The 19497-nt window shown below is 43.8% G+C and carries 20 protein-coding genes; 5 read left to right on the top strand and 15 right to left on the bottom strand.

The window, feature by feature from the left end; translation table 11 throughout:
* Positions 1-119 precede the first annotated feature (119 nt).
* A complete protein-coding gene (locus MBEAL2_RS13530; RefSeq protein ID WP_052947711.1) occupies positions 120-779 on the bottom strand; it encodes a VC0807 family protein in 660 nt (219 codons plus the stop codon).
* Positions 780-981: 202 nt separating this feature from the next.
* On the opposite strand from MBEAL2_RS13530, the gene MBEAL2_RS13525 reads away from it, so the two are divergent.
* Entirely contained in the window at positions 982-1341 is a 360-nt protein-coding gene (locus MBEAL2_RS13525) for a hypothetical protein (RefSeq protein ID WP_201780819.1), read from the top strand.
* A 32-nt stretch (positions 1342-1373) separates the two neighbouring features.
* On the opposite strand, the gene MBEAL2_RS13520 is transcribed toward MBEAL2_RS13525, so the two are convergent.
* Together MBEAL2_RS13520 and MBEAL2_RS13515 are read right to left on the bottom strand one after the other, a co-directional pair.
* Positions 1374-3509, bottom strand: coding sequence for an ATP-dependent Clp protease ATP-binding subunit (locus MBEAL2_RS13520; protein ID WP_047152827.1), 2136 nt, complete (start codon positions 3507-3509; stop codon positions 1374-1376).
* A 242-nt stretch (positions 3510-3751) separates the two neighbouring features.
* Positions 3752-4168 (bottom strand): hypothetical protein, encoded by a 417-nt coding sequence (locus MBEAL2_RS13515; protein WP_047152826.1) that lies wholly within the window; start codon positions 4166-4168, stop codon positions 3752-3754.
* A 515-nt stretch (positions 4169-4683) separates the two neighbouring features.
* On the opposite strand from MBEAL2_RS13515, the gene MBEAL2_RS13510 reads away from it, so the two are divergent.
* From MBEAL2_RS13510 to MBEAL2_RS13500, 3 genes are read left to right on the top strand one after another with little or no spacing between them, the layout of a single operon-like run.
* Positions 4684-4890 (top strand): hypothetical protein, encoded by a 207-nt coding sequence (locus MBEAL2_RS13510; RefSeq protein ID WP_047152825.1) that lies wholly within the window; start codon positions 4684-4686, stop codon positions 4888-4890.
* A gap of 17 nt (positions 4891-4907) precedes the next feature.
* Positions 4908-5270 (top strand): spore coat protein, encoded by a 363-nt coding sequence (locus MBEAL2_RS13505; RefSeq protein ID WP_047152824.1) that lies wholly within the window; start codon positions 4908-4910, stop codon positions 5268-5270.
* Positions 5271-5291: 21 nt separating this feature from the next.
* The gene (locus tag MBEAL2_RS13500; protein WP_047152823.1) at positions 5292-6428 is read left to right on the top strand and encodes a zinc-dependent alcohol dehydrogenase; all 1137 of its coding nucleotides are present in this window, start codon (positions 5292-5294) and stop codon (positions 6426-6428) included.
* Positions 6429-6584: 156 nt separating this feature from the next.
* Here the strand turns inward: MBEAL2_RS13500 and MBEAL2_RS13495 are convergent, their stop codons facing one another.
* The 3 genes from MBEAL2_RS13495 to MBEAL2_RS13485 form a co-directional block, all read right to left on the bottom strand.
* Positions 6585-8675 carry a thioredoxin domain-containing protein gene (locus tag MBEAL2_RS13495; protein WP_047152822.1) on the bottom strand — a complete coding sequence of 697 codons (2091 nt, stop codon included), beginning with the start codon at positions 8673-8675 and terminating at the stop codon, positions 6585-6587.
* Positions 8676-8884: 209 nt separating this feature from the next.
* Positions 8885-9622: an SDR family oxidoreductase gene (locus MBEAL2_RS13490; protein ID WP_047152821.1), complete on the bottom strand. Its 738-nt coding sequence runs from the start codon at positions 9620-9622 to the stop codon at positions 8885-8887.
* 19 nt (positions 9623-9641) lie between these two features.
* On the bottom strand, positions 9642-9905 hold the full coding sequence (locus MBEAL2_RS13485; protein ID WP_047152820.1) for an Atu4866 domain-containing protein: 264 nt from the start codon (positions 9903-9905) through the stop codon (positions 9642-9644).
* Between the two features lie 207 nt (positions 9906-10112).
* On the opposite strand from MBEAL2_RS13485, the gene MBEAL2_RS13480 reads away from it, so the two are divergent.
* Complete coding sequence (locus MBEAL2_RS13480) at positions 10113-11009, top strand: AraC family transcriptional regulator (RefSeq protein ID WP_236692841.1); 897 nt, start codon at positions 10113-10115, stop codon at positions 11007-11009.
* Positions 11010-11105: 96 nt separating this feature from the next.
* Here the strand turns inward: MBEAL2_RS13480 and MBEAL2_RS13475 are convergent, their stop codons facing one another.
* The 9 genes from MBEAL2_RS13475 to MBEAL2_RS13430 form a co-directional block, all read right to left on the bottom strand.
* Positions 11106-11273, bottom strand: a complete 168-nt coding sequence (locus MBEAL2_RS13475) for a hypothetical protein (protein WP_236692837.1) — start codon at positions 11271-11273, stop codon at positions 11106-11108.
* A 99-nt stretch (positions 11274-11372) separates the two neighbouring features.
* Positions 11373-11807: a glycine/sarcosine/betaine reductase selenoprotein B family protein gene (locus MBEAL2_RS13470; protein WP_047152817.1), complete on the bottom strand. Its 435-nt coding sequence runs from the start codon at positions 11805-11807 to the stop codon at positions 11373-11375.
* A 40-nt stretch (positions 11808-11847) separates the two neighbouring features.
* Positions 11848-12348, bottom strand: coding sequence for a peroxiredoxin (locus MBEAL2_RS13465; protein WP_269082478.1), 501 nt, complete (start codon positions 12346-12348; stop codon positions 11848-11850).
* A 298-nt stretch (positions 12349-12646) separates the two neighbouring features.
* Positions 12647-14158, bottom strand: a complete 1512-nt coding sequence (locus MBEAL2_RS13455; RefSeq protein ID WP_047152814.1) for a protein adenylyltransferase SelO — start codon at positions 14156-14158, stop codon at positions 12647-12649.
* Between the two features lie 533 nt (positions 14159-14691).
* Entirely contained in the window at positions 14692-15129 is a 438-nt protein-coding gene (locus MBEAL2_RS13450) for a DUF6526 family protein (protein ID WP_047152813.1), read from the bottom strand.
* A gap of 33 nt (positions 15130-15162) precedes the next feature.
* Complete coding sequence (locus MBEAL2_RS13445) at positions 15163-16278, bottom strand: ABC transporter permease (RefSeq protein ID WP_047152812.1); 1116 nt, start codon at positions 16276-16278, stop codon at positions 15163-15165.
* Positions 16275-17258: an ABC transporter ATP-binding protein gene (locus MBEAL2_RS13440; protein WP_047152811.1), complete on the bottom strand. Its 984-nt coding sequence runs from the start codon at positions 17256-17258 to the stop codon at positions 16275-16277. The genes MBEAL2_RS13445 and MBEAL2_RS13440 overlap by 4 nt, the downstream gene beginning before the upstream one ends.
* Positions 17259-17400: 142 nt before the next feature.
* A complete protein-coding gene (locus MBEAL2_RS29275; protein ID WP_052947710.1) occupies positions 17401-17835 on the bottom strand; it encodes a MarR family winged helix-turn-helix transcriptional regulator in 435 nt (144 codons plus the stop codon).
* Between the two features lie 330 nt (positions 17836-18165).
* The gene (locus MBEAL2_RS13430) at positions 18166-19209 is read right to left on the bottom strand and encodes a two-component system sensor histidine kinase NtrB (protein WP_047152810.1); all 1044 of its coding nucleotides are present in this window, start codon (positions 19207-19209) and stop codon (positions 18166-18168) included.
* Between the last annotated feature and the right edge of the window lie 288 nt (positions 19210-19497).

Genomic DNA, 19497 nt, shown 5'->3' with positions numbered 1-19497 from the left:
AGAGCCATCCTTGTGTTTAAGGATGGCTTTTAGTCCAGTATCTTTTCCATGCATAAATACGGGGCGCTGCGGAACGGAAAATGCATTTAATGAATATAGATAGAAGGAATAATCTTTCACTAGCAATACAGTCCAGCCGCCTGTTTCTTTACCTCTTCCAGCCTCTTGCTCGCATATCTCCGGTATAAAACCGTCCACACAATTGTTACTCCCAGAATGCCGTAAAATACGACTTGTGAAACAGCTAAAAATACGGAAATGGAAAGTTCATAAACAAGAATCGTTTTAATAACAGCCTCCCCTAAAAGAGCGAAGCCCCAAACTCCCGTCATCAACCGAACAACGAATCGAAAATAAGGGACTTTCCACCCTTCTTCGAACTTCGATTTCTTAGCCGGATCGTCATTCGTTGTGAATCGGATAGCAAAATGATAAATGAGCGGTTTTGAAAAGAATAAGGATAAGATAAAAATCAAACCCATCACCGCAGTAACAAACGACTCCCTTAATAGGATCAGTTTTTCATCACCGCCCAAAAACAGCATGAGAAGGCTGAGGATGAAACCGATTAACATGAACAGGCCAAACGCATCGGCTTTGCGATGCTTTATAACATGGTAAAGATTATCAAACAGGGGAATCGCAGTGGCCATCATTAAAGCTCCAATGCTTGAAAAATAGGATAATAATACGTTATACACGACGAGTGGAATCACACCATTCATTACAACAGTAAGCAAAATACTCTGGAACACATCTTTTTTTGAACGAACACTCACACCGCATGCCCCCTTATTATAACTACCGCTCTCGGTTATAATCTGAGTATACAAACCAACGGTCGGTATGTCAATTCTTTTCTCTTATTGTTACGAAAATAAATCGAAACATATGTACCGTATTATTGGAAAAAAGTGCATAAAAAGAAGCGGACGGGACATGCTATATTCGACGATGACACCAGATTAAGGAGGAATCAACATGCCGCAACGGATTTTACAGGCTGCGCAGCAGGTCCAGCAATCACTTCAGCAAATCCAACAGATGGCTCACCAGCTGCACCAGCAGGAACAACTAAATGCCCAGCAATTCCAGCGTTTACAGCAGAGTCCTATTCAGGCTACGAATCAGTTTCAAACATTTGCCGGCCTGGAACAAAGAGCGGCCCAGCAGTTGATGCAAATCGAGGAGCTTGCCCGCCAGCTGCAGCAGCAGCTCGGCCAGTCCGGCCAGATGGCCGGCATGAATACCTTTACTCAACAGGCAAGCGGGTTTCCCGGTTCACAGGCGATGGCTCAACAAGGGTTTATGAGAACATACCCTCAGACTCTGCAACAATGAAACAAAAAAAGGATTCGCGATAACGCGAATCCTTACGCTTTTTTCATGACTGTAATTTGATCATCGTTTACGTCGATAAAGATTTGTTTTACATCCTCTTCTTCAATAATAAGATCAGCAATGCCATCCTCTACATGCTGTTGAATCATGCGGCGCAATGGACGAGCCCCGAAAGCAGGGTGATAACCCAGCTCAGCTAACTTCGCCTTTGCCTCTTCCGAAATGGCAAGCTCCATCTCTTGTTCTTTCAGGTTTGCCACAATATCCTCCAGCATTAAATCGACAATCTGAACAAGGTCAGCTTTTTCCAGATGATTAAACGCAATGATGCCGTCAAATCGGTTGAGGAATTCAGGTCTAAAGTAGGAACCAAGTGAATCCATTATGGTTGATGTTTGAGGTGCTTTTGCGCCAAAGCCTACGGTAATTTTCTTCTCGGTTATTCCCGCATTGCTCGTTGCAATGATAACCGTATCCTTAAAGTTTACCGTGCGTCCCTGACTATCAGTTAGACGGCCATCTTCAAGAATTTGCAGGAACATGTTCTGAACATCCGGATGCGCTTTCTCAATCTCATCCAGCAGAATGATGCTGTACGGGTTCCGGCGCACACGCTCCGTCAATTGACCGGCTTCTTCATGGCCTACATATCCAGGAGGTGAACCGATTAATTTAGAAACGGAATGTTTCTCCATGTATTCACTCATGTCTAATCGAACCATGGATTCTTTTGTACCGAACAATTCTTCCGCAAGTGCTTTGGTTAACTCGGTTTTCCCTACCCCCGTTGGTCCAACAAACAGGAAGGAGGCAATCGGTCTGTTTTTCGGTTTCAATCCTGCCCGGCTGCGGCGAATCGCTTTGGACACCTGGCTAACCGCCTGAGACTGGCCAATGACTTTGCCTTCAAGGTGCTCGCCGAGATTTTTCATTTTCGCCTGCTCATCGCTTTGTAATTTCTTTACGGGCACGCCTGTTTTACGCTCAATGATTTCTTGAATGTCTTCTATTGAGACAACTGCATGTTGAGCATTTCCATCAGCTTGATCGAGCTGTTCAAGGATGCGTGCTTCCTCGTCACGAAGTTTAGCCGCACGCTCGTAGTCCTCGTTTTTGGTAGCTTCTTTCTTTTCCTCGATCAGTTGAGTAAGCCGGGAACGCAGTTCTTCCGCATCCTGTCCGGAAGAACGAAGATTGATTTTAGAACCGGCTTCATCCAGAAGGTCAATCGCCTTATCCGGGAGGAACCTATCCTGAATATAGCGGTGAGATAATTCAACACACGCACGAACGACTTCATCAGAGTAAGATACCTGGTGGTATGATTCGTATTTCGAACGAATGCCTTGCAGAATTTCAATGGCTTCTTCGACAGTCGGCTCTTTGACCATAACAGGCTGGAACCGGCGTTCAAGGGCCGCATCCTTCTCTATTCTGCGATATTCTTTCAGCGTGGTTGCTCCGACGATTTGCAGTTCTCCACGTGCCAGGGCCGGTTTTAAGATGTTTCCGGCGTCCATCGATCCTTCTGCGGATCCAGCACCGACAAGCAGGTGAATTTCATCTACAAACAAGATGACGTTTTTGCGCTTTTGAAGTTCCGCGATAATCTGTTTCATTTTTTCTTCGAATTGCCCGCGGATCCCTGTTCCGACTACGAGGGAGGCTACGTCAAGCGTATATACGATTTTATTGCGCAGTTTTGCAGGGACTTGTCCATCTGCAATTTTTAAGGCCAATCCTTCTGCAATCGCCGTTTTCCCTACCCCGGGTTCCCCGATTAACACAGGATTGTTTTTATTTCTGCGGTTCAGAATTTCAATGACACGTTCAATCTCTTCATCGCGTCCGATAACCGGGTCAATCACTCCCGCTTTCGCCGCTTCGCTTAAGTTGCGTCCGATGCCATCCAGAATTCCTCCCTGTCCCGGGCCGTTGGAATGGCTGTTTTGTTTATCTATATTTGAATTCATGGATGGTGTTCCAAAACCTTTCATGAATTCATCAAATCCTGAGAATGGGAAAGAACCCGAGTTCATCCCTGCTCCCATCTTATTTCCCATCTTTGTATAACATTCTTGGCACAAATATAATTTTTGTACTTTATTTTGCATTTGAATGTTTAAAAATATGTTCGCTTGTTTTTCATTACAAAATTGACAAAGCATATTTCGTACCTCCTCTATTGGAATAATGAATACGTAAAATAAATTTATATAAAAAGCAATTCTAATCATTGCTGTTTAAACGTTTGACTTTGACTTTCTTTGACCTTCTTGTTTTTATTATACTCTGACCTTTACTGATTATCAATAGTTAAAATTAAGCAAGAAACTTTTCCTAATAACCAGTAGAAGAATAGAAAAAGCGGAAGAGCACGTTCCTTACATGCCATTCCGCTTTTTTTACTCTATTCCTGCTTACTAATTTCCGTTTCCATTCCTTTATGAACGCCTGAAGTGTAATTCTTCCCCAGTCCTTGCCGAAGCCCTGGAACGTTGTTTTCCAGCATATGCGGAACACCTGGAATATCGTTTTCTGTTCCAACATTATTTTGTTCTTGTCCTTGTTGTGCTACTTGTTGAGTACGATCCGGCATTTTGATTCCTCCCTGGTCATCTTTTATGAAGATTCCAAATGATAGTATGTCTGAACCTCTCCGCTCTGAAGTAGGGAGGTTCCCCGGTACATGTGCGTTTCCGGCTCTCTCGCCGCCTGCGTTCGTGGCGGGTACAACAAGCGGGCGCTGGCACGGTTCCCGGTGGCTTTCATGGACAACGCTTCCGCTGAAGCGATTCTCATCCTGTGCGCCCGGTTCAAGACGCATCTTTATCTTTCTCATTTATTATCAAGGGCTATACGCCCATACTGTATAGTTAGGGTTTGGGTAGCGAATATAATCGTTCGATTTCCTAATCGTGCAAAGGAAGAAAAGCATCAAAATCGGTAAGGCATCCGGTTCGGTTCAGGGCAGTGAGGCCGGGTGTGGTATGCATCAACAGAAAGGCGGAATACAATTTTTCGTCTGTGCGCCCATGGAAGACCTCCTTTCACAGAATAGAAATACGAACGTATGTTTCTATTATATATCATCTGGAAAGAAACAACAGGCGCCATTTATCCCCTCGTTGAAATAAGGGACATTCTCGCGCTCGATCGTAAATCTCAACTTTTTATCAAAGCCTGCAAGCAATATTAACTTCTTCGTTCTCTCTTCGACACTGTGAAGATCATAAGCCAGATTTCGAATTAAATTGGCCCGCTCTTCCTCTGAGGATGAATTTGTATAAGTCCGGGCGATAAGGAAAAAATATAGCTGTTAAAAATTTGGGAGGTGAACACATGGAACAGCAAAATCTGGGACCGCATGAAACGATGGAAATACATGAGCTCCTTAACTTTAAAACGATTTGCCTGGCCAAATCAAAAATGATGCAAGGCTTAGTTTTTGATAAAGACCTTAAAACATTAATGCAAAAAGACGTACAACAATCCATTCAAGCGATAAATGACCTACAAACTCTTTATACAAGAATTCCAACACAGTAATCGGAGGTGAAAAACAGATGAATAACGACTATTTAGACCCGATAAACGCCAACGGAATGCCCAATCTTGCTGATTCTGCTATTGCACTTGATTTTTTAATGGCCGCAAAAAACGGGGTAAGAAACTGTGCCATTGCATTAACCGAAACGGCAACTCCGGAAGCCAGAACGATTGTACGCAATCAGTTGGAGCAGGCTCTTGTGCTGCACGAAGAGATTTCCGAGCTCATGATGAGCAAAGGCTGGCTGCATCCTTATAATGTGAATGAACAATTTAAATTGGATTTAAAATCAGCTCAGACGACGGTGCAAATTGCTGCTATGGATCTCTTTCCTGACCATACCTCTCGGCTTGGCACATTCGCCGACCTAAATAATTGAAAGTAGGAGGAAAAACGTACAATGAAAGCTGTTACGTACCAGGGTATCAAAGATGTGCAGGTCAAGGAAGTCAAAGATCCCAAAATCGAAAAAGCGGACGATATTATCGTTAAGGTAACAAGTTCAGCGATATGCGGATCGGATTTGCATTTAATTCACGGAATGATTGCCAATTTTCCCGAAGATTATATTATCGGGCATGAACCGATGGGAATTGTCGAGGAAGTAGGTCCTGAGGTTACCAAAGTAAAGAAAGGAGACCGGGTTATTATCCCTTTTAATGTAGCCTGCGGCCAATGCTGGTATTGTAACCACGAGCTGACAAGCCAATGCGATAACTCGAATCCACATGGAGACGCCGGTGGATATTTCGGCTATTCCGAATCGTTCGGCGGGTATGCAGGAGGGCAAGCGGAATACATGCGGGTTCCGTATGGGAATTTCACTCCTTTCCGGCTGCCGGATGACTGTGAAGTGGATGATGAAAAATTAGTGTTAATCGCGGACTCCATGTCAACTGCCTATTGGACCGTCGAACATGCCGGCGTAAAAGAAGGTGATACGGTTATTGTCCTGGGGTGTGGTCCAGTAGGACTGCTTACACAAAAATTCGCCTGGCTTAAAGGGGCAAAAAGAGTCATTGCGGTCGATTATGTCAATTACCGTCTCGAGCATGCAAAGCGGACAAACAAAGTAGAAATCGTCAACTTTGAACAAGAACAAAACATTGGAACCCATTTGAAAGAAATTACGCAAGGCGGAGCCGATATCGTTATAGACGCTGTAGGCATGGATGCGAAGATGACACCGCTTGAATTTCTTGCAACAGGCTTGAAGCTTCAAGGCGGTTCAATAAATCCTGTTATTATCGCTTCCCAGGCTGTACGAAAAGGGGGAATCCTTCATATTACAGGGGGTTACGGCATGAGGTATAATGCCTTCCCGCTTGGCGATTTATTCAACCGCAATATTGACTTGAAAATGGGACAGGCGCCGGTCATTCCTTTTATGCCGCACATGTACAAGTTAGTTGCTGAAGGAAAAGTGGATCCGGGGGACGTTGTTACCCATGTAATCCCTCTGGACCAAGCGAAACATGGATATGAAGTGTTTGACACAAAAACGGACGGATGTATTAAAGTCGTTCTTAAGCCATAGAGGCGGTTTAAATTAAGGCGATTCGATAGAGGCCCTTTCGAGTAGGAAAGGGCCTTTTGAGTTACTTTTTCGTAGCATTTAACAACCAAACGAAATGATTGGTAAATGAAATTTACACACCAAGAGAGGATCCATCAACTGTTATTGGCCCAGTCATTAACGAGTGCCTGGCGAATAAAATTTTCTGAGTTGCTCCACATCTGTGACTGGTGCCTGGCAAGAGAAATTCTCACATACATAAACGGTTACCTTCTCATCCTCCATTGTTTTATCTTCTATTACGGGTGCTAATCGGGCAAACTCAGCACGGTTCTCTTCCGTTACCAGGCTCATGACAGTGTTTGGGAGGAACTGGGCACGAATGGTACCTATCATCTCCTGTGCCGCCTCCGCATTGGGTGCAGCGATGACAATTTCTTTTGCCGGGCCAAGTATAAATTGCACTGCCATCATGAAATGCGCATGAGCTTGCGGATACAGGGAAACCTCTCCCGCAAAGGCATCAATCTGGTCTTCTGCCAGGCGGCTGATATCTTCCCTGCCAGTTAGCTTCGCTAAACGGATAAGATTCATTGCCGAAACAGAGTTTCCGGAAGGCATCGCACCATCATATAATTCCTTTGGACGAAGTAGGAGCTGCTCGCTATCACTGCCGTAGAAATAAAAGCCGCCCTCTTCCCGATCCCAGAATAATTCAAACTGCTGTTCCTGCAGGTCAAGCGCATACACAATGTAGTCCGTATCAAAAGTCGCTTCATATAACTCCAGGAGACCCCAGATGAGAAACGCATAGTCATCGACATAAGCTGGAAATGCTGCTTCGCCTTCACGGTAGCGCGCCAGCAGCCTTCCGTTCTCATTCTGCAGGTTTTCTCGGATAAAAGATACCGCTTTGGCTGCCGCTTCTGCATAAGCAGGTTCGCTCAGTACTATAGCTCCACGCGCCATGGCGGCAATCATCAATCCGTTCCAGGCGGTCAGGATTTTGTCATCCTTGCCCGGATGAACCCTTTTTTCCCTTGCATCAAACAAAGTCTGGCGGCACCTTTCAACGAAAGAGATAAGTTCTTCCTCACTCATCCCCTCTTCTCTTGCGGAGTCCTTGAGGGACTGGTGAATGAGATTAGGGATGCTTGTATTATGCTCAAAGTTACCATGGTCTGTAATATTATAAATGCGGCAGAAACGCGCGCCGTCCTCCTTGCCAAGGATAAGCTCAATTTCTTCCGGACGCCAGACATAGAATTTGCCTTCCTCCCCTTCGGAATCCGCATCTTCTGCAGAGTAAAAGCCGCCCAGGGGATCGGTCATATCCCGCAGTACATAGGTAAAAATCTGGCGTGCTACCTGCGCATACCGCTCTTCTCCTGTGGCCTGATATGTGTCTAAATAGCTGAGTGCCAGGAGAGCATTGTCGTAGAGCATCTTTTCGAAGTGGGGTACGAGCCATTCCCTGTCAACAGAGTATCTGGAGAAACCAAAGCCAACATGGTCGTAAATTCCTCCATTATGCATGCTGTTGAGTGTTTTTTTGACCATATCCAGGGCATGCTGTTGACCGCTAAGCTTCCAGTGCCGCAATAGAAATGCCAGGTTGTGCGGTGATGGAAACTTAGGAGCCTGGCCAAAACCGCCATACTGACCGTCAAATGTGCTGTTGTACTGGTCATATGCCTTATCAAGCACTTCCGGGGTAAGTTCTCCACCTCCGCGCTTGGCACCTCGATGATCTTTGATTGCCTGTGTAATTTGCTTTCCTGTGCCGACGACCTCGTCGCGGTCTTCTGTCCATTTATCGTGGATTTGAGATAATAGATCCATCATTCCCGGCCGGCCGTATTTGCTTTGTTTAGGGAAATAAGTGCCGGCGAAGAATGGTTCTTTATCCGGCGTCATAATAACGGTGAGCGGCCATCCGCCCTGGCCGGTCATGGCCTGGCAGACAGTCATGTAAATTTGGTCGATGTCCGGGCGTTCTTCGCGGTCGACTTTGATGGATATGTAATGCTCGTTAAGGAGCGCTGCGACTTCCTCATCTTCGAAGCTTTCATGAGCCATTACATGACACCAATGACAGGTGCTATAACCGATGGATAAGAATATCGGTTTATCTTCTGTGCGAGCTTTATTAAAAGCCTCTTCACCCCAAGGATACCAATCTACAGGGTTATAGGCATGTTGCAGAAGATACGGTGATTTTTCATTCGCTAACCGATTAGGATGCTTATTTTCATGATTGGAACTCATCTTAAACCCCCTACCAAATTTTACTTCCCTTATTATATACACAATATTTATGATCTATTAAGCTCATAATGTTCTAAAAGGTCTGGGGGGGTTGGCGAATTCCGCGTATACTCTCCTCTTCAAGGTGTTAGCCCCTTATTTGTACATTTACCAAAAGAGAGAGGAATATGTTAATTTACACAAATCTTTCGATACGGTATTTCAAAGCATCAATTGGCACTCGCGGTTGGTCGTACAATGATCTCGTTAACATCAACGTCCGCAGGTTGCTCAATCGCAAATAGGATCGTACGAGCAATAGCGTCCGGTGAAATCGCAATTTTCCGATACTCCTTCATCACCTGACGAGATTCTTCATCCGAAATACTATCAGCGAGTTCTGATTCGGTTACCCCCGGTGAGACGATGGTTACGCGGATATCATCGCCAACCTCCATACGCAGCCCTTCAGAGATAGCCCGGACAGCGAATTTAGTGGCGCAATACACAGCCGCAGTAGGCGAAACGACGTGTCCGCCAATTGAGGAAATATTAATGAATTGACCAAATCCTTGTTCCTTCATAATCGGAAGCCCTGCTGCAATGCCATGAAGAACGCCGCGAATGTTCACGTCGATCATACGATCCCATTCGTCAACCTTCAGAGCTTCAAGTTTTGAGAGAGGCATCACACCTGCATTATTCACAATCACATCCACTCGTCCAAATGTGTTTTTCACATAGCTGATGAATTCTTCCATTTGATCCCTTTTGGTGACATCCAGTGCCCTATAATCGGCTAAGCCATCTTCTGAACGAATTGCGGATGTAAGAGCCTCTAGTTTTTCCGTGCGCCTTGCACCTAATATAACATGGGCACCGCTTTGGGCAAGAAGACGTGCCGTAGCTTCACCGATACCGCTGCTTGCCCCCGTAATTACTACTACTTTCCCTGCAATGTTAGACATGTTTTTCCCCCTTAGATTTTCACATTTTTTCTTCTCGATAGAGAATCATTCCCGCATGATAGAGAATTCCGTTTCGAAAATCGCCATCTGCAGTAAAACCAGTATCATCGACATAATCGATATGATTGCCTGTAATTGTGTAACTGCCTTGGTAAGCACTTTTTCTGTTGCCGCGGGCCTCATCGTAGCGGCCGTTAGGCAGGAGTTCATGACGGATATACCCGTCTTTCGTGACCCACATACCGACATATGGATATTGTTCTTTGCTTGTTTGTTTCGCCATTTCTGATTGCTCCCTCCCGACTGATTGTTTTTGAGGACAGATTTATTATCGCGCAATCCGGACTTTATAAGGTAGCCAATTCGCGGAGAATCATTGCCTAATCCTCTAAATTTTCATAAAATGGGGCTATCAGGATTAGAGAGGTCATACTGTTTCGCAAGTATTCCTATATCGAAGAAAGGAGTCAATATGATGGGAGAAAAAATAATGGATAATAGAGTCATGGAGCAGCAAAAGGAATTAGCGCAACACATTGAACGATTTTGTGATGAAGATGGGGTTCACTCTACTGTTATTTCTTCGTTGCATTTCATTCGTGCTTCTCATAAATCAGAACCAATACACTCAATCCATGAGCCAGCCTTATGTATCGTCGCCCAAGGAACAAAACTAGTTATGCTGGCACAGGATGGCTATCAATATGATCCTGCTCATTATCTCGTTGTGTCTGTGGATCTGCCAATTTCGGGAGAAATAATCCAGGCGACCCCAGAGTCCCCGTACTTGTGTCTTCGATTAGATTTTGATCCGAAGCAAATCTTCGACATTATTAAGGAATCTGATCAAACATCGAGCAAAAAGGGAGATTCCCAACGAGGCTTGTTTGTAAGTAAGACGAATTCATTTCTGCTTGATGCCGTATTAAGACTTGTTCGTCTTTTAGATACGCCACAGGATATTCCCGTGCTCGCACCTATAGTGATTCGTGAAATTCTTTACCGAATTCTACAAGATGAACAGGGTGATTCTGTAAAACAGATAGCAATGATCGGTAGTCATGCGCAGCGTGTCGCCAAAGTGATTCATGTCATAAAGCGAGATTTTGCTAAGCCTTTACGTATTGAAGAACTAGCTTTGACCGCAAACATGAGTTCTTCATCACTGCATCATCATTTTAAACAAGTTACGAGAATGAGTCCTTTGCAATATCAAAAACAATTAAGATTACAAGAGGCTCGGCGCCTCATGCTTTCTGAGGTAGCGGACGCTGCAAATGCCGGGTTCCAAGTTGGTTATGAGAGTCCTTCTCAATTCAGTCGTGAATATTCTCGAATGTTCGGTCTACCCCCTATAAGCGATATAAAACGCCTTCGTGAATCTTAACTGTTTTTCTCATTTGACACAGGTATACGTAACAAAAGGGACGGAAATTCAAGACCCGTCCCTTGTTGTGATTATATCAGGCTATAAAGCATTTCCCTAATAGCTCGGAAAATGCACTTCATGAATATTACCAGGCTCTTGCTTTACGGTTAATTCATTCAGAGCTGCTTCCAACACTTTCATTTGGGTGTTTTTATCATTCGGCTTTCCTAAAGAGTGCCCAAATTCAAACCCGATTGGATGAATGGCTCGAGGAGGTCTCATCAGACTCGATTGCTCAACATCCAGCGTTATTAAAGTGGTTGGAATCCCCTGAGCCTCAATTCCACGCTGCACTGTAACTACAGTGCGATGACAAAGCGGTCAGCCGGCAGTTAAAAGTACTGCGTCTGCCTTTGACCGAACGACTTCTTTAACGAGAGCTGGAATCGTCTCTTTGTTTATTTTATTTAACCTCATGGAATAGCCCATCATTGTTAGATGTTTTTCAGCTACTCCACCAAGGTCCCCCTCATCGACCATTTCTCTTAACCGGTCGATTGGAAAAACACAATTAATGTCTTCTTTGGGAGCATCCGTATTATAATGCTCCTTTGGTGCCGCATGGGTCACCGTCAAGTCCTTTGCCTCCACATCTCCCGGTATGATGCGAAAGGTTGCATCTCCTTCCGCAGGATCAGTGTTATACGGCTCTTGATCTTTTAGGTGTACCCCAGAAGTTGAAACAATCATGACTGTCATCTCATGTAACGGTTTGTTAACAGGTGTATATGGGATAGCTTTTCTAGAGAGTTCCATACACAATCTCCTTGTTTTCAGCCTATTGTTACATTCTTACCTAGAGTTTACGTAAGACATCAAATAATTCTTCATTATCCGGTTGTCGACCGATTGGATGAACATCAATAAATCGAACAACCCCCTCTTTATCAATAATAAAAAGGGCACGTTCAGAAGCTCCATAGGCTGGTTCATCTTTGTTTTTACGAAGAACACCGTATTTTTCCGCAACTTCTCCGTGTGGATAAAAATCCGCACACAGCGGGTAAGAAATCCCACCAATTGATTTTTGCCATGCTTCGTGACTATGAACACTGTCAACACTTATACCCAGAACCTGGGTATCATACTCTTCAAAACGAGGTATATCATCCTCGTATGAAGGCATTTGAGCACCTCAAACAGGTGTCCAATCTAGAGGGTAAAAACATAGAAACACATTTTTAGATCCTCGGTATTCACTTAATGTAACCATGCGGCCACCATGGGCCTCTAATGTAAAGTCAGGTGCTTGATCCCCTACTTTTAGGGTACTTGTTTCAGTAGCTCCTTGAGGCATAATAACTCTCCTTTCTTTCCATTCTTTCATGCTAAACAACTTTTATTATTGACTACTCCCTTCATCTTTAACCGCTAAAGTATGTAAAATTTTGATCTAGTAAATTCCATTATCAACAGAACAGGATTGCTTCTCAAGAAAGCCCACCATCTAATATTAGAAGGCAGGCTTTTCGTCATTGGCAAACCACCCCAATATTCTTCCATTCGGTTATGGAATGTAACATGGCTGGATTTGTGTAGTAATAGAAAAAGGGCCAATTAGCATGCCCTTTTCTGTAAACATTTATTGTAAAGTTTTACTTGACATCAATTAGTTGGTCTAATGTTTCTATATCAGGTACCGCAAAGGTTCGGTAAGGACAGGTTGATGGCGCAGGCAGTGTGGAGTAATCAGCCTGTTTGGGAGAGTGCGCGTAGGGGCTTGAAAGAACATCAAGAAGCCGCTCCATCACGCTATAGTCTCCTTGTTTCACTGCGGCTTCTAGTGCCTCTTCTACCCGGTGGTTCCGAGGAATTAGCGCAGGATTGCTGTTCCGCATCAACTGATGCGAGGAGGCTTTCGATTCCTGCTGCCTGCCTAGTCTCGCCTGCCACAGCTCATGCCACTGAGCAAATTCTGGGGTCCCGAACAGAACCGTATCCTCCTGTATACCAAAAGTTAATGCGCGGAAGGTATTGGTATAGTCCGCACGATACTTCTCCATCATACCGAGGAGGTCTTCGATAAGGGAGCCATCCTGTATCTCTTCATTAAATATCCCCAGCTTTGCTCTCATTCCTGCGAGCCAATTACGGTGATACAACTCCGGAAAATCTGAAATGGCATCCTGGGCCAGTTTGACAGCCTCTTCCTGATTCTCATGCAACAGCGGCAATAGGGTTTCAGCAAATCGCGCAAGATTCCACCCGCCAATATGCGGCTGATTGCCATAAGCATAGCGGCCACGAATGTCAATGGAACTAAATACCGTTGCCGGGTCATAACCATCCATAAAGGCGCAAGGACCATAATCGATGGTTTCTCCGCTAATGGTCATGTTGTCGGTGTTCATCACCCCGTGGATAAAACCAACCAGTTGCCATTTGGCAATCAGCACCGCCTGACGCTTAATCACTTCCTGAAGTAGCGAAAGATAGGGTCTCTCATCAGCTTCAACGTCTGGAAAATGGCGCTTTAGTGTATAGTCAGCCAGGACCCGGAGTTCCCGGGCTGTGCCCCAGTTTGCAACGTATTGAAAGGTGCCGACGCGCAGATGACTGGCAGCCACGCGGGTCAGAATTGCACCAGCCAGTTCGGTTTCGCGGATTACTGGCTCACCGGTTGTGACCACTGCCAGACTGCGGGTGGTAGGAATACCAAGCGCATGCATTGCTTCGCTGATGATGTATTCGCGCAGCATCGGTCCAAGTGCCGCTCGACCATCGCCCCCGCGGGAATATGGCGTTCGGCCTGAACCCTTGAGCTGAATATCAAACCGTTCACCTAAAGGGGTGATTTGTTCGCCAATCAGCAGAGCCCGGCCGTCCCCTAACATATTAAAATGCCCAAATTGATGCCCCGCATAAGCTTGAGCAAGAGGCAAAGCGCCTTCAGGAATTCCATTGCCAGCAAGCACTTCTATCCCACCTTCGCTCTGCAGGGCCTGGACGTTCAACCCCAGGGATGTTGCCAACGGATTATTGAGAATAATCAACTTCGGTGAGCGTACAGGGGTTGGATTGAGGCTGGTAAAAAATGATTTCGGCAAACGTGCATAACTGTTGTCTAAGTTCCATCCTGTTTCTATGATTGCTTTTCCCTTTGTCATCGTATCTCCTTTTCCCCTTTTCTTCTTTTGTATTTTTATATCCTAGTTTTTTCTTTTACATAAAACAAAAATCATATACATTCCATAATATTTTTAATTGTCTATTTTCCATACCCTTTAATTTCAATCTATTTCTTCTCTATCAACACAACCACTCAACATGACTAATGTGTGGAAACAATGTTGTAGTTAAGATTGAGGAGCATTTATCGTATCCATTCTCTTTCACCAGAGAAAAAAAGCAATTCCTCTCAGCTTCCCACTCACTTCGTCATCGGAATTTCCGCACTTTTCTGGCTTACTTCTTTTTCATCATACCTTTCTGCCCATTTCTCTTTATCTTTACCAGACAAATCAATTCGCTTACGATATCCCTTCTCAAATAAGTAATGATGAAAATACGGAGTAACCCCCACTTCAAGACGCAACGCGGATAAGTGGGGGAGTGTTGTTCATCGACTTTATTTCTTTTTGTACCAGAACCCTAGTATGATATGCAACTGATATTAATAGAGATATAAAGAAATTATAGTTTATACGCGATAGTAATCGCCTTTCCAGTCCTTGATTGCCTTTTTAATCGCAGTTGGAGTAAGATTTTCTTTAACGGCTCTTTCGCATAGTGCGGGAAATTCCTGATCACTTGCAAAGCGCAGCGCAATGATCTGCTTGATCGTCAGGCGCTGATCCAACCACTCGCCGGTTAATTTGAAATGGCGTACATCCTCTTCGGTGCGAATTAACCGATCCTGTACTTTTAAGACAAATCCACGTGCCAATGGTATGCTAAGAGCGGATATGAACGCTAACACTAAAATCAGTAAGGAGGCAAAGATTTGCTCCCCATGCATGATGGAAATTACTGCATAGACGATAGCGGTAATGATCAAGATGAGACCCAGCGGCACGAAAAAGTAATGAACGACAGGTACAATTTGCTTATGATTGGCATAGTTTTGTTGTTGATCCATACTTGCAACCTCTCCCTCTTATCATAAAAAGATTTATTCCCATTTGAACGAAATGCTGGCAATCACGAAGGCTACAACCATCCACCCCCCAAGCAGTGCCGCCTCAGGCCAAAGAGTAGATAAATCTGCCCCTACATTCATCACCTGACGTAGAGAATTCGACAAATGAGTGATTGGCAATAGCTTTACGAACGGCTGCAGCACTTCCGGCATATTTTTGACCGGGAAAAACACACCGCCCAAGAATAATAACGGGAAAGAAATGAAACCTGCAATTGGCCCCGCACTCTCCGGAGTCTTTGCTAGACCAGCTATGATAAAGCCGATTGACATGAAGGTCAGCGTACCCAGGATGACAAATAGGATCAGCAGAAGCCAGGAGCCATTAACCTGTGTATGAAAAAACAAGTAGCCGATCAGCAAAACAATGATGGCCTGAAATCCGTTAAGAATGAGGCGAGACGTAATTTGAGCGGCGATAAAGGTCGAAGCCTTTAACGTCGTGCTCTGCATACGGCGTAAAATACCGCGTTCGCGCCATGCAGCGATTTGCCCGGCAACGCCGTTTAAATTGGTCGACATAATCATCATGGCAACAATGCCCGGCACCAGGAAGTCAATATATTTCAACGTGACTGCTTGGATGCCTTTCGGCTCGACAGTAACCCACTGTCTATACTGTCTTATCTGTTTGCTTACGTTGTCTGCAGCCTGATCCACAATGGTCAGCCCAACTTGAGATGTAGCAAGGTTGGTCTCGTCGTAATAAACGGCAATTTTTGCTGTTTTGCTTGAGCCTGCTGGGGAGGAGTCCTTTATAGTAGATACGGTTTTACCATAGTCTTTGGAGATGACGATGACCAGTTGAAGGTCTCCTTTTTTCAGCTCATTCAGGGCGCGTGTTTTATCTTGCCCTATCGCCAAGGAAACCGCCTTCTGTGTACGTAAAGCATCAATAAACTGCTGCGATGAGGCCGACTGGTCCTGATCAAGCACAATGGCGTTGACAGAAACGGTGTTGCCGTTTCCCAAGAATGAACCAAGCGCAACCATGAGCAATACAGGAAACAATAGCGTGAAAAAGATAACCGACCGATTCCGGGCAAATATACGAAGCTGAGCCAACGTTAATTGAAAGTAAGCATTCATCGTTCCCTCAGGCTCCTTCCCGTCATGTGTAAAAATACGTCCTCTAAGGTTGCGGTTCTCGTCTGTAAGTCTGCAAAACGAATGCCATTGTAATCCGCAAATTGAATGAAATCAAGCAGGGTCGCTTGAAGATAATCCGTATATAAAGTAAATACCTCATTGCGTCTATCTACCTGTTTGACCTCCTTCAGCTGTTGAAGCTGAGAAAGCAGCTCCGTGCTGTCTACATGAGTGGACGCGACTTCTACCAGACGAAATTCAATCGCACTGTCTGATTGCAGGCTACGGACTAAGCTGCGGGGCGTATCCAGAGCGATGATTTCCCCGCGATCCATCAAACAGATCCGGTCGCACAATGCGTGCGCTTCGTCCATGTAGTGCGTCGACAGTACAATCGTTTTCCCTTGTCCCTTCATATGTAAAATAATATTCCAAAGCGTGCGCCGGGCCTGCGGATCGAGCCCGGTCGTCGGCTCATCCAAAAAGACAACCTTCGGGTCATTCAAAAGAGCTAACGCAATGGCAAGCCGCTGCTTTTGTCCGCCCGATAAATTTTTGACCCGGCCTTTCGCCTTGTCAGTTAAGATCATTTGTTCCAATAAGGGGTCCACCGGCAAAGATTTTTTATAAAAGCTGGCGTACATCTGCATAATTTCCCTTACCGTAAGCAGCTCGAATAGGGACGTCGATTGGAGTTGGACGCCGATGACTTCCTTTACCTTGTTTAGAGAGGTATGAGTATCAAATCCAGCTACCTTAGCCGTGCCTTTATCCGGTTTGCGCAGCCCTTCGATCATTTCCATCGTTGTTGTTTTTCCTGCACCGTTTGGACCCAGCAGGCCGAATATTTCTCCCTGCATGACTTGAAAGTGAATACCATTGACAGCTGTAAAGTCTCCGTATCGCTTAAAAAGTCCTTCGACTTCGATGATGGGGGTACCTGTAATCGGATCAGAAGCTATGGGTGATTCTGAAATCATATGAACCTCCTGCTATACGTAATGATGATCAATTTATATTCAAAAATAAATATTTTTATGAAGAAATATTTCCAAAATGGTAATAAATTTCGTGCGAACCCCAGAGTTTCAAGGGAATTCGTGTTACTGTTCCCGATCTGTTTTACATGCTTTGAATATGGGAACGGACTTTCGAAAATAACTCCAGCAACATCAAACGTTCGGCTGGGGTTAACCCCTCCAATATCCCTTTAGCCAGCGCCTCCATATGCTGTGGAAAGCTTTCCATCAGCTCCTTTGCCTTTGCTGTCGGTGTGATTACAAAGCTCCGGCGGTCGGTTCGGTCGAGGCTGCGCTCGATATACTGCTTTTGCTCTAAGCTGTCGAGCAGCCTGGTTAACGTACTTAAGCTCACATCCTGTAGATTCTGGGCGATTTCTTTTACGATTAGAGGTCCTTTTTGACCCAATATGAACAATATGCTGAATTCATGCTTAGTCAAATCACGATTGTTTTCAAAGCTTTGCGTGCATTTTTTTAGTTTTTGCCCTACAAACATAATAAATTCGCGTACAGAGTCAATTTGCTGAGGATCCATAGAATACTATAACATTCCTTTCTTTATTTCCAAATAATATATTTTCAAAATGGTAATAAATCAAATATAACTCCAGTTCCATCTTTTGTCAAATGTCATTTTCACACCCTCGAAGAGAAGTTTTTTGCAGGTATAGGACAACCAATTTTGTATGGAGGCATAAGCGGTTAGGGTGCAAACCGTCTCATCAAGCCAGAATCCATTTGTGGCAAAATCAATCGAAATTTCAATGGGTCCCGATTGCAAATCAGACATTGCTGGAAGCAACTCTACAATAAGAACAACCCTTGGACGTTAGCTATCGAAAAGGTACCTGTGGCCGGTGTACAGTTAATGTACAGGAAGTTGAATATGAAAGCTAGTCCCTTTTCCAATTGTACTTTGAATGGAGATATTTCCTGCATGTTCATGTACCGTTGTAAACACTTGCGTTAAACCTAAACCTGTTCCGTCACTTTTGTTGGAAAAGAACGGTGTCCCCAACATTTTCAATTCATCTTCAGGTATTCCTACTCCCGTATCACTCACTTTTATATGAATGTATTCATCTTTATAATAATGTTCAATTCTAATTTTTCCTTTGTCCTGTATAGCCTCAAGTGCATTTTTTATAAGATTAAAAAATGCTTTTAGAAATAAATTCCTTTTTCCCATTACTTTTCTCTCTGAATCTTTTAAATCAATTTCTATTTGCACATTGTAAAGTCTCTGCTGGAATAAAGATAATAGAGAAGTTAATTCCTTACATAAATTAACCGGAATAAAGGGTTCATCTTGTAAATTAGGTTTGGATACCTGTAAGAAATTGTCCAGAGTATCAAATGCTTGTTCCAGTTCAGTTTCCATCGTTTCTAAATAACGATGCGGATGGGATTCTTTTAATAACTGTAAGAACCCTTTTACTGATGTTAGAGGATTTTTAATTTCATGAGCAATACCAGCCGCTATTTGACCAATTGAAGCTAATTTTTCTCTATCTTTCAAAAGTCTCTCTGTTATCTTACGCTGCGTTATATCTTGAATAATAACTTGAGCCAAGACCTTATCTTTAAAATAATAAGGTACAGTCCTTACTTCAACGTCAATAACTTTCCCATCATTTCTAATCATTTTCGCTTCAAACAATTCGATTGCTTCCTCTTTTTCCAGCACACCTTTTAATCGTTCTTTACAAATATCATGGATGTCGTAAGGGAGAAAAACGTACAAATTTTTGTATAAAATCTCTTGGGCAGAACTTAATTTTAACAATTCCAAACAAGCCTTATTACAATAAAGGATTTTTCCTTCTTCTCCGATAACCCAAATCGCATTAAGAGAACACTCAACCAATTGCTGAAAGTCTATATCTTTTAAATCAATTTTCAATTCCAAGTAAATCACCCTTTTCTAACCTAAATATAGAAAATAATTCATTAAAAATATAATTAATTTAAACAAAATAACACTAATTCATATAAAATAAAAAAATATCCATAACGAGATATTATCGGACAAAAGAAAGAGCAACTAATCATTACTGACTAACTGCCCTTTCCTTTTCATATTCTTTACCAAGTTTGTAGAAAGTGGTTTTTTGTTTCAGCTTTCTGCATGGCCCTAACTACAGTAATTTCTCTTGCCTTCTATCGGATATATGGGGTATAGAGTTCCACAAATTCA

Source organism: Aneurinibacillus tyrosinisolvens (assembly GCF_001015055.1).
Lineage (GTDB): Bacteria > Bacillota > Bacilli > Aneurinibacillales > Aneurinibacillaceae > Aneurinibacillus_A > Aneurinibacillus_A tyrosinisolvens.
The sequence above is the reverse complement of the archived record's forward strand: the minus strand, read 5'-3'. Positions and strand labels throughout refer to the sequence as shown.

Excerpts from the sequence above, each read along its gene's own strand:
- MBEAL2_RS13525 (WP_201780819.1), top strand. The coding sequence starts at position 982 with ATGCCGCAACGGATTTTACAGGCTGCGCAGCAGGTCCAGCAATCACTT.
- MBEAL2_RS13520 (WP_047152827.1), bottom strand. The coding sequence starts at position 3,509 with ATGCTTTGTCAATTTTGTAATGAAAAACAAGCGAACATATTTTTAAAC.
- MBEAL2_RS13515 (WP_047152826.1), bottom strand. The coding sequence starts at position 4,168 with ATGCGTCTTGAACCGGGCGCACAGGATGAGAATCGCTTCAGCGGAAGC.
- MBEAL2_RS13510 (WP_047152825.1), top strand. The coding sequence starts at position 4,684 with ATGGAACAGCAAAATCTGGGACCGCATGAAACGATGGAAATACATGAG.
- MBEAL2_RS13505 (WP_047152824.1), top strand. The coding sequence starts at position 4,908 with ATGAATAACGACTATTTAGACCCGATAAACGCCAACGGAATGCCCAAT.
- MBEAL2_RS13500 (WP_047152823.1), top strand. The coding sequence starts at position 5,292 with ATGAAAGCTGTTACGTACCAGGGTATCAAAGATGTGCAGGTCAAGGAA.
- MBEAL2_RS13495 (WP_047152822.1), bottom strand. The coding sequence starts at position 8,675 with ATGAGTTCCAATCATGAAAATAAGCATCCTAATCGGTTAGCGAATGAA.
- MBEAL2_RS13490 (WP_047152821.1), bottom strand. The coding sequence starts at position 9,622 with ATGTCTAACATTGCAGGGAAAGTAGTAGTAATTACGGGGGCAAGCAGC.
- MBEAL2_RS13485 (WP_047152820.1), bottom strand. The coding sequence starts at position 9,905 with ATGGCGAAACAAACAAGCAAAGAACAATATCCATATGTCGGTATGTGG.
- MBEAL2_RS13480 (WP_236692841.1), top strand. The coding sequence starts at position 10,113 with ATGGATAATAGAGTCATGGAGCAGCAAAAGGAATTAGCGCAACACATT.
- MBEAL2_RS13475 (WP_236692837.1), bottom strand. The coding sequence starts at position 11,273 with ATGAGACCTCCTCGAGCCATTCATCCAATCGGGTTTGAATTTGGGCAC.
- MBEAL2_RS13470 (WP_047152817.1), bottom strand. The coding sequence starts at position 11,807 with ATGGAACTCTCTAGAAAAGCTATCCCATATACACCTGTTAACAAACCG.
- MBEAL2_RS13455 (WP_047152814.1), bottom strand. The coding sequence starts at position 14,158 with ATGACAAAGGGAAAAGCAATCATAGAAACAGGATGGAACTTAGACAAC.
- MBEAL2_RS13450 (WP_047152813.1), bottom strand. The coding sequence starts at position 15,129 with ATGGATCAACAACAAAACTATGCCAATCATAAGCAAATTGTACCTGTC.
- MBEAL2_RS13445 (WP_047152812.1), bottom strand. The coding sequence starts at position 16,278 with ATGAATGCTTACTTTCAATTAACGTTGGCTCAGCTTCGTATATTTGCC.
- MBEAL2_RS13440 (WP_047152811.1), bottom strand. The coding sequence starts at position 17,258 with ATGATTTCAGAATCACCCATAGCTTCTGATCCGATTACAGGTACCCCC.
- MBEAL2_RS29275 (WP_052947710.1), bottom strand. The coding sequence starts at position 17,835 with ATGGATCCTCAGCAAATTGACTCTGTACGCGAATTTATTATGTTTGTA.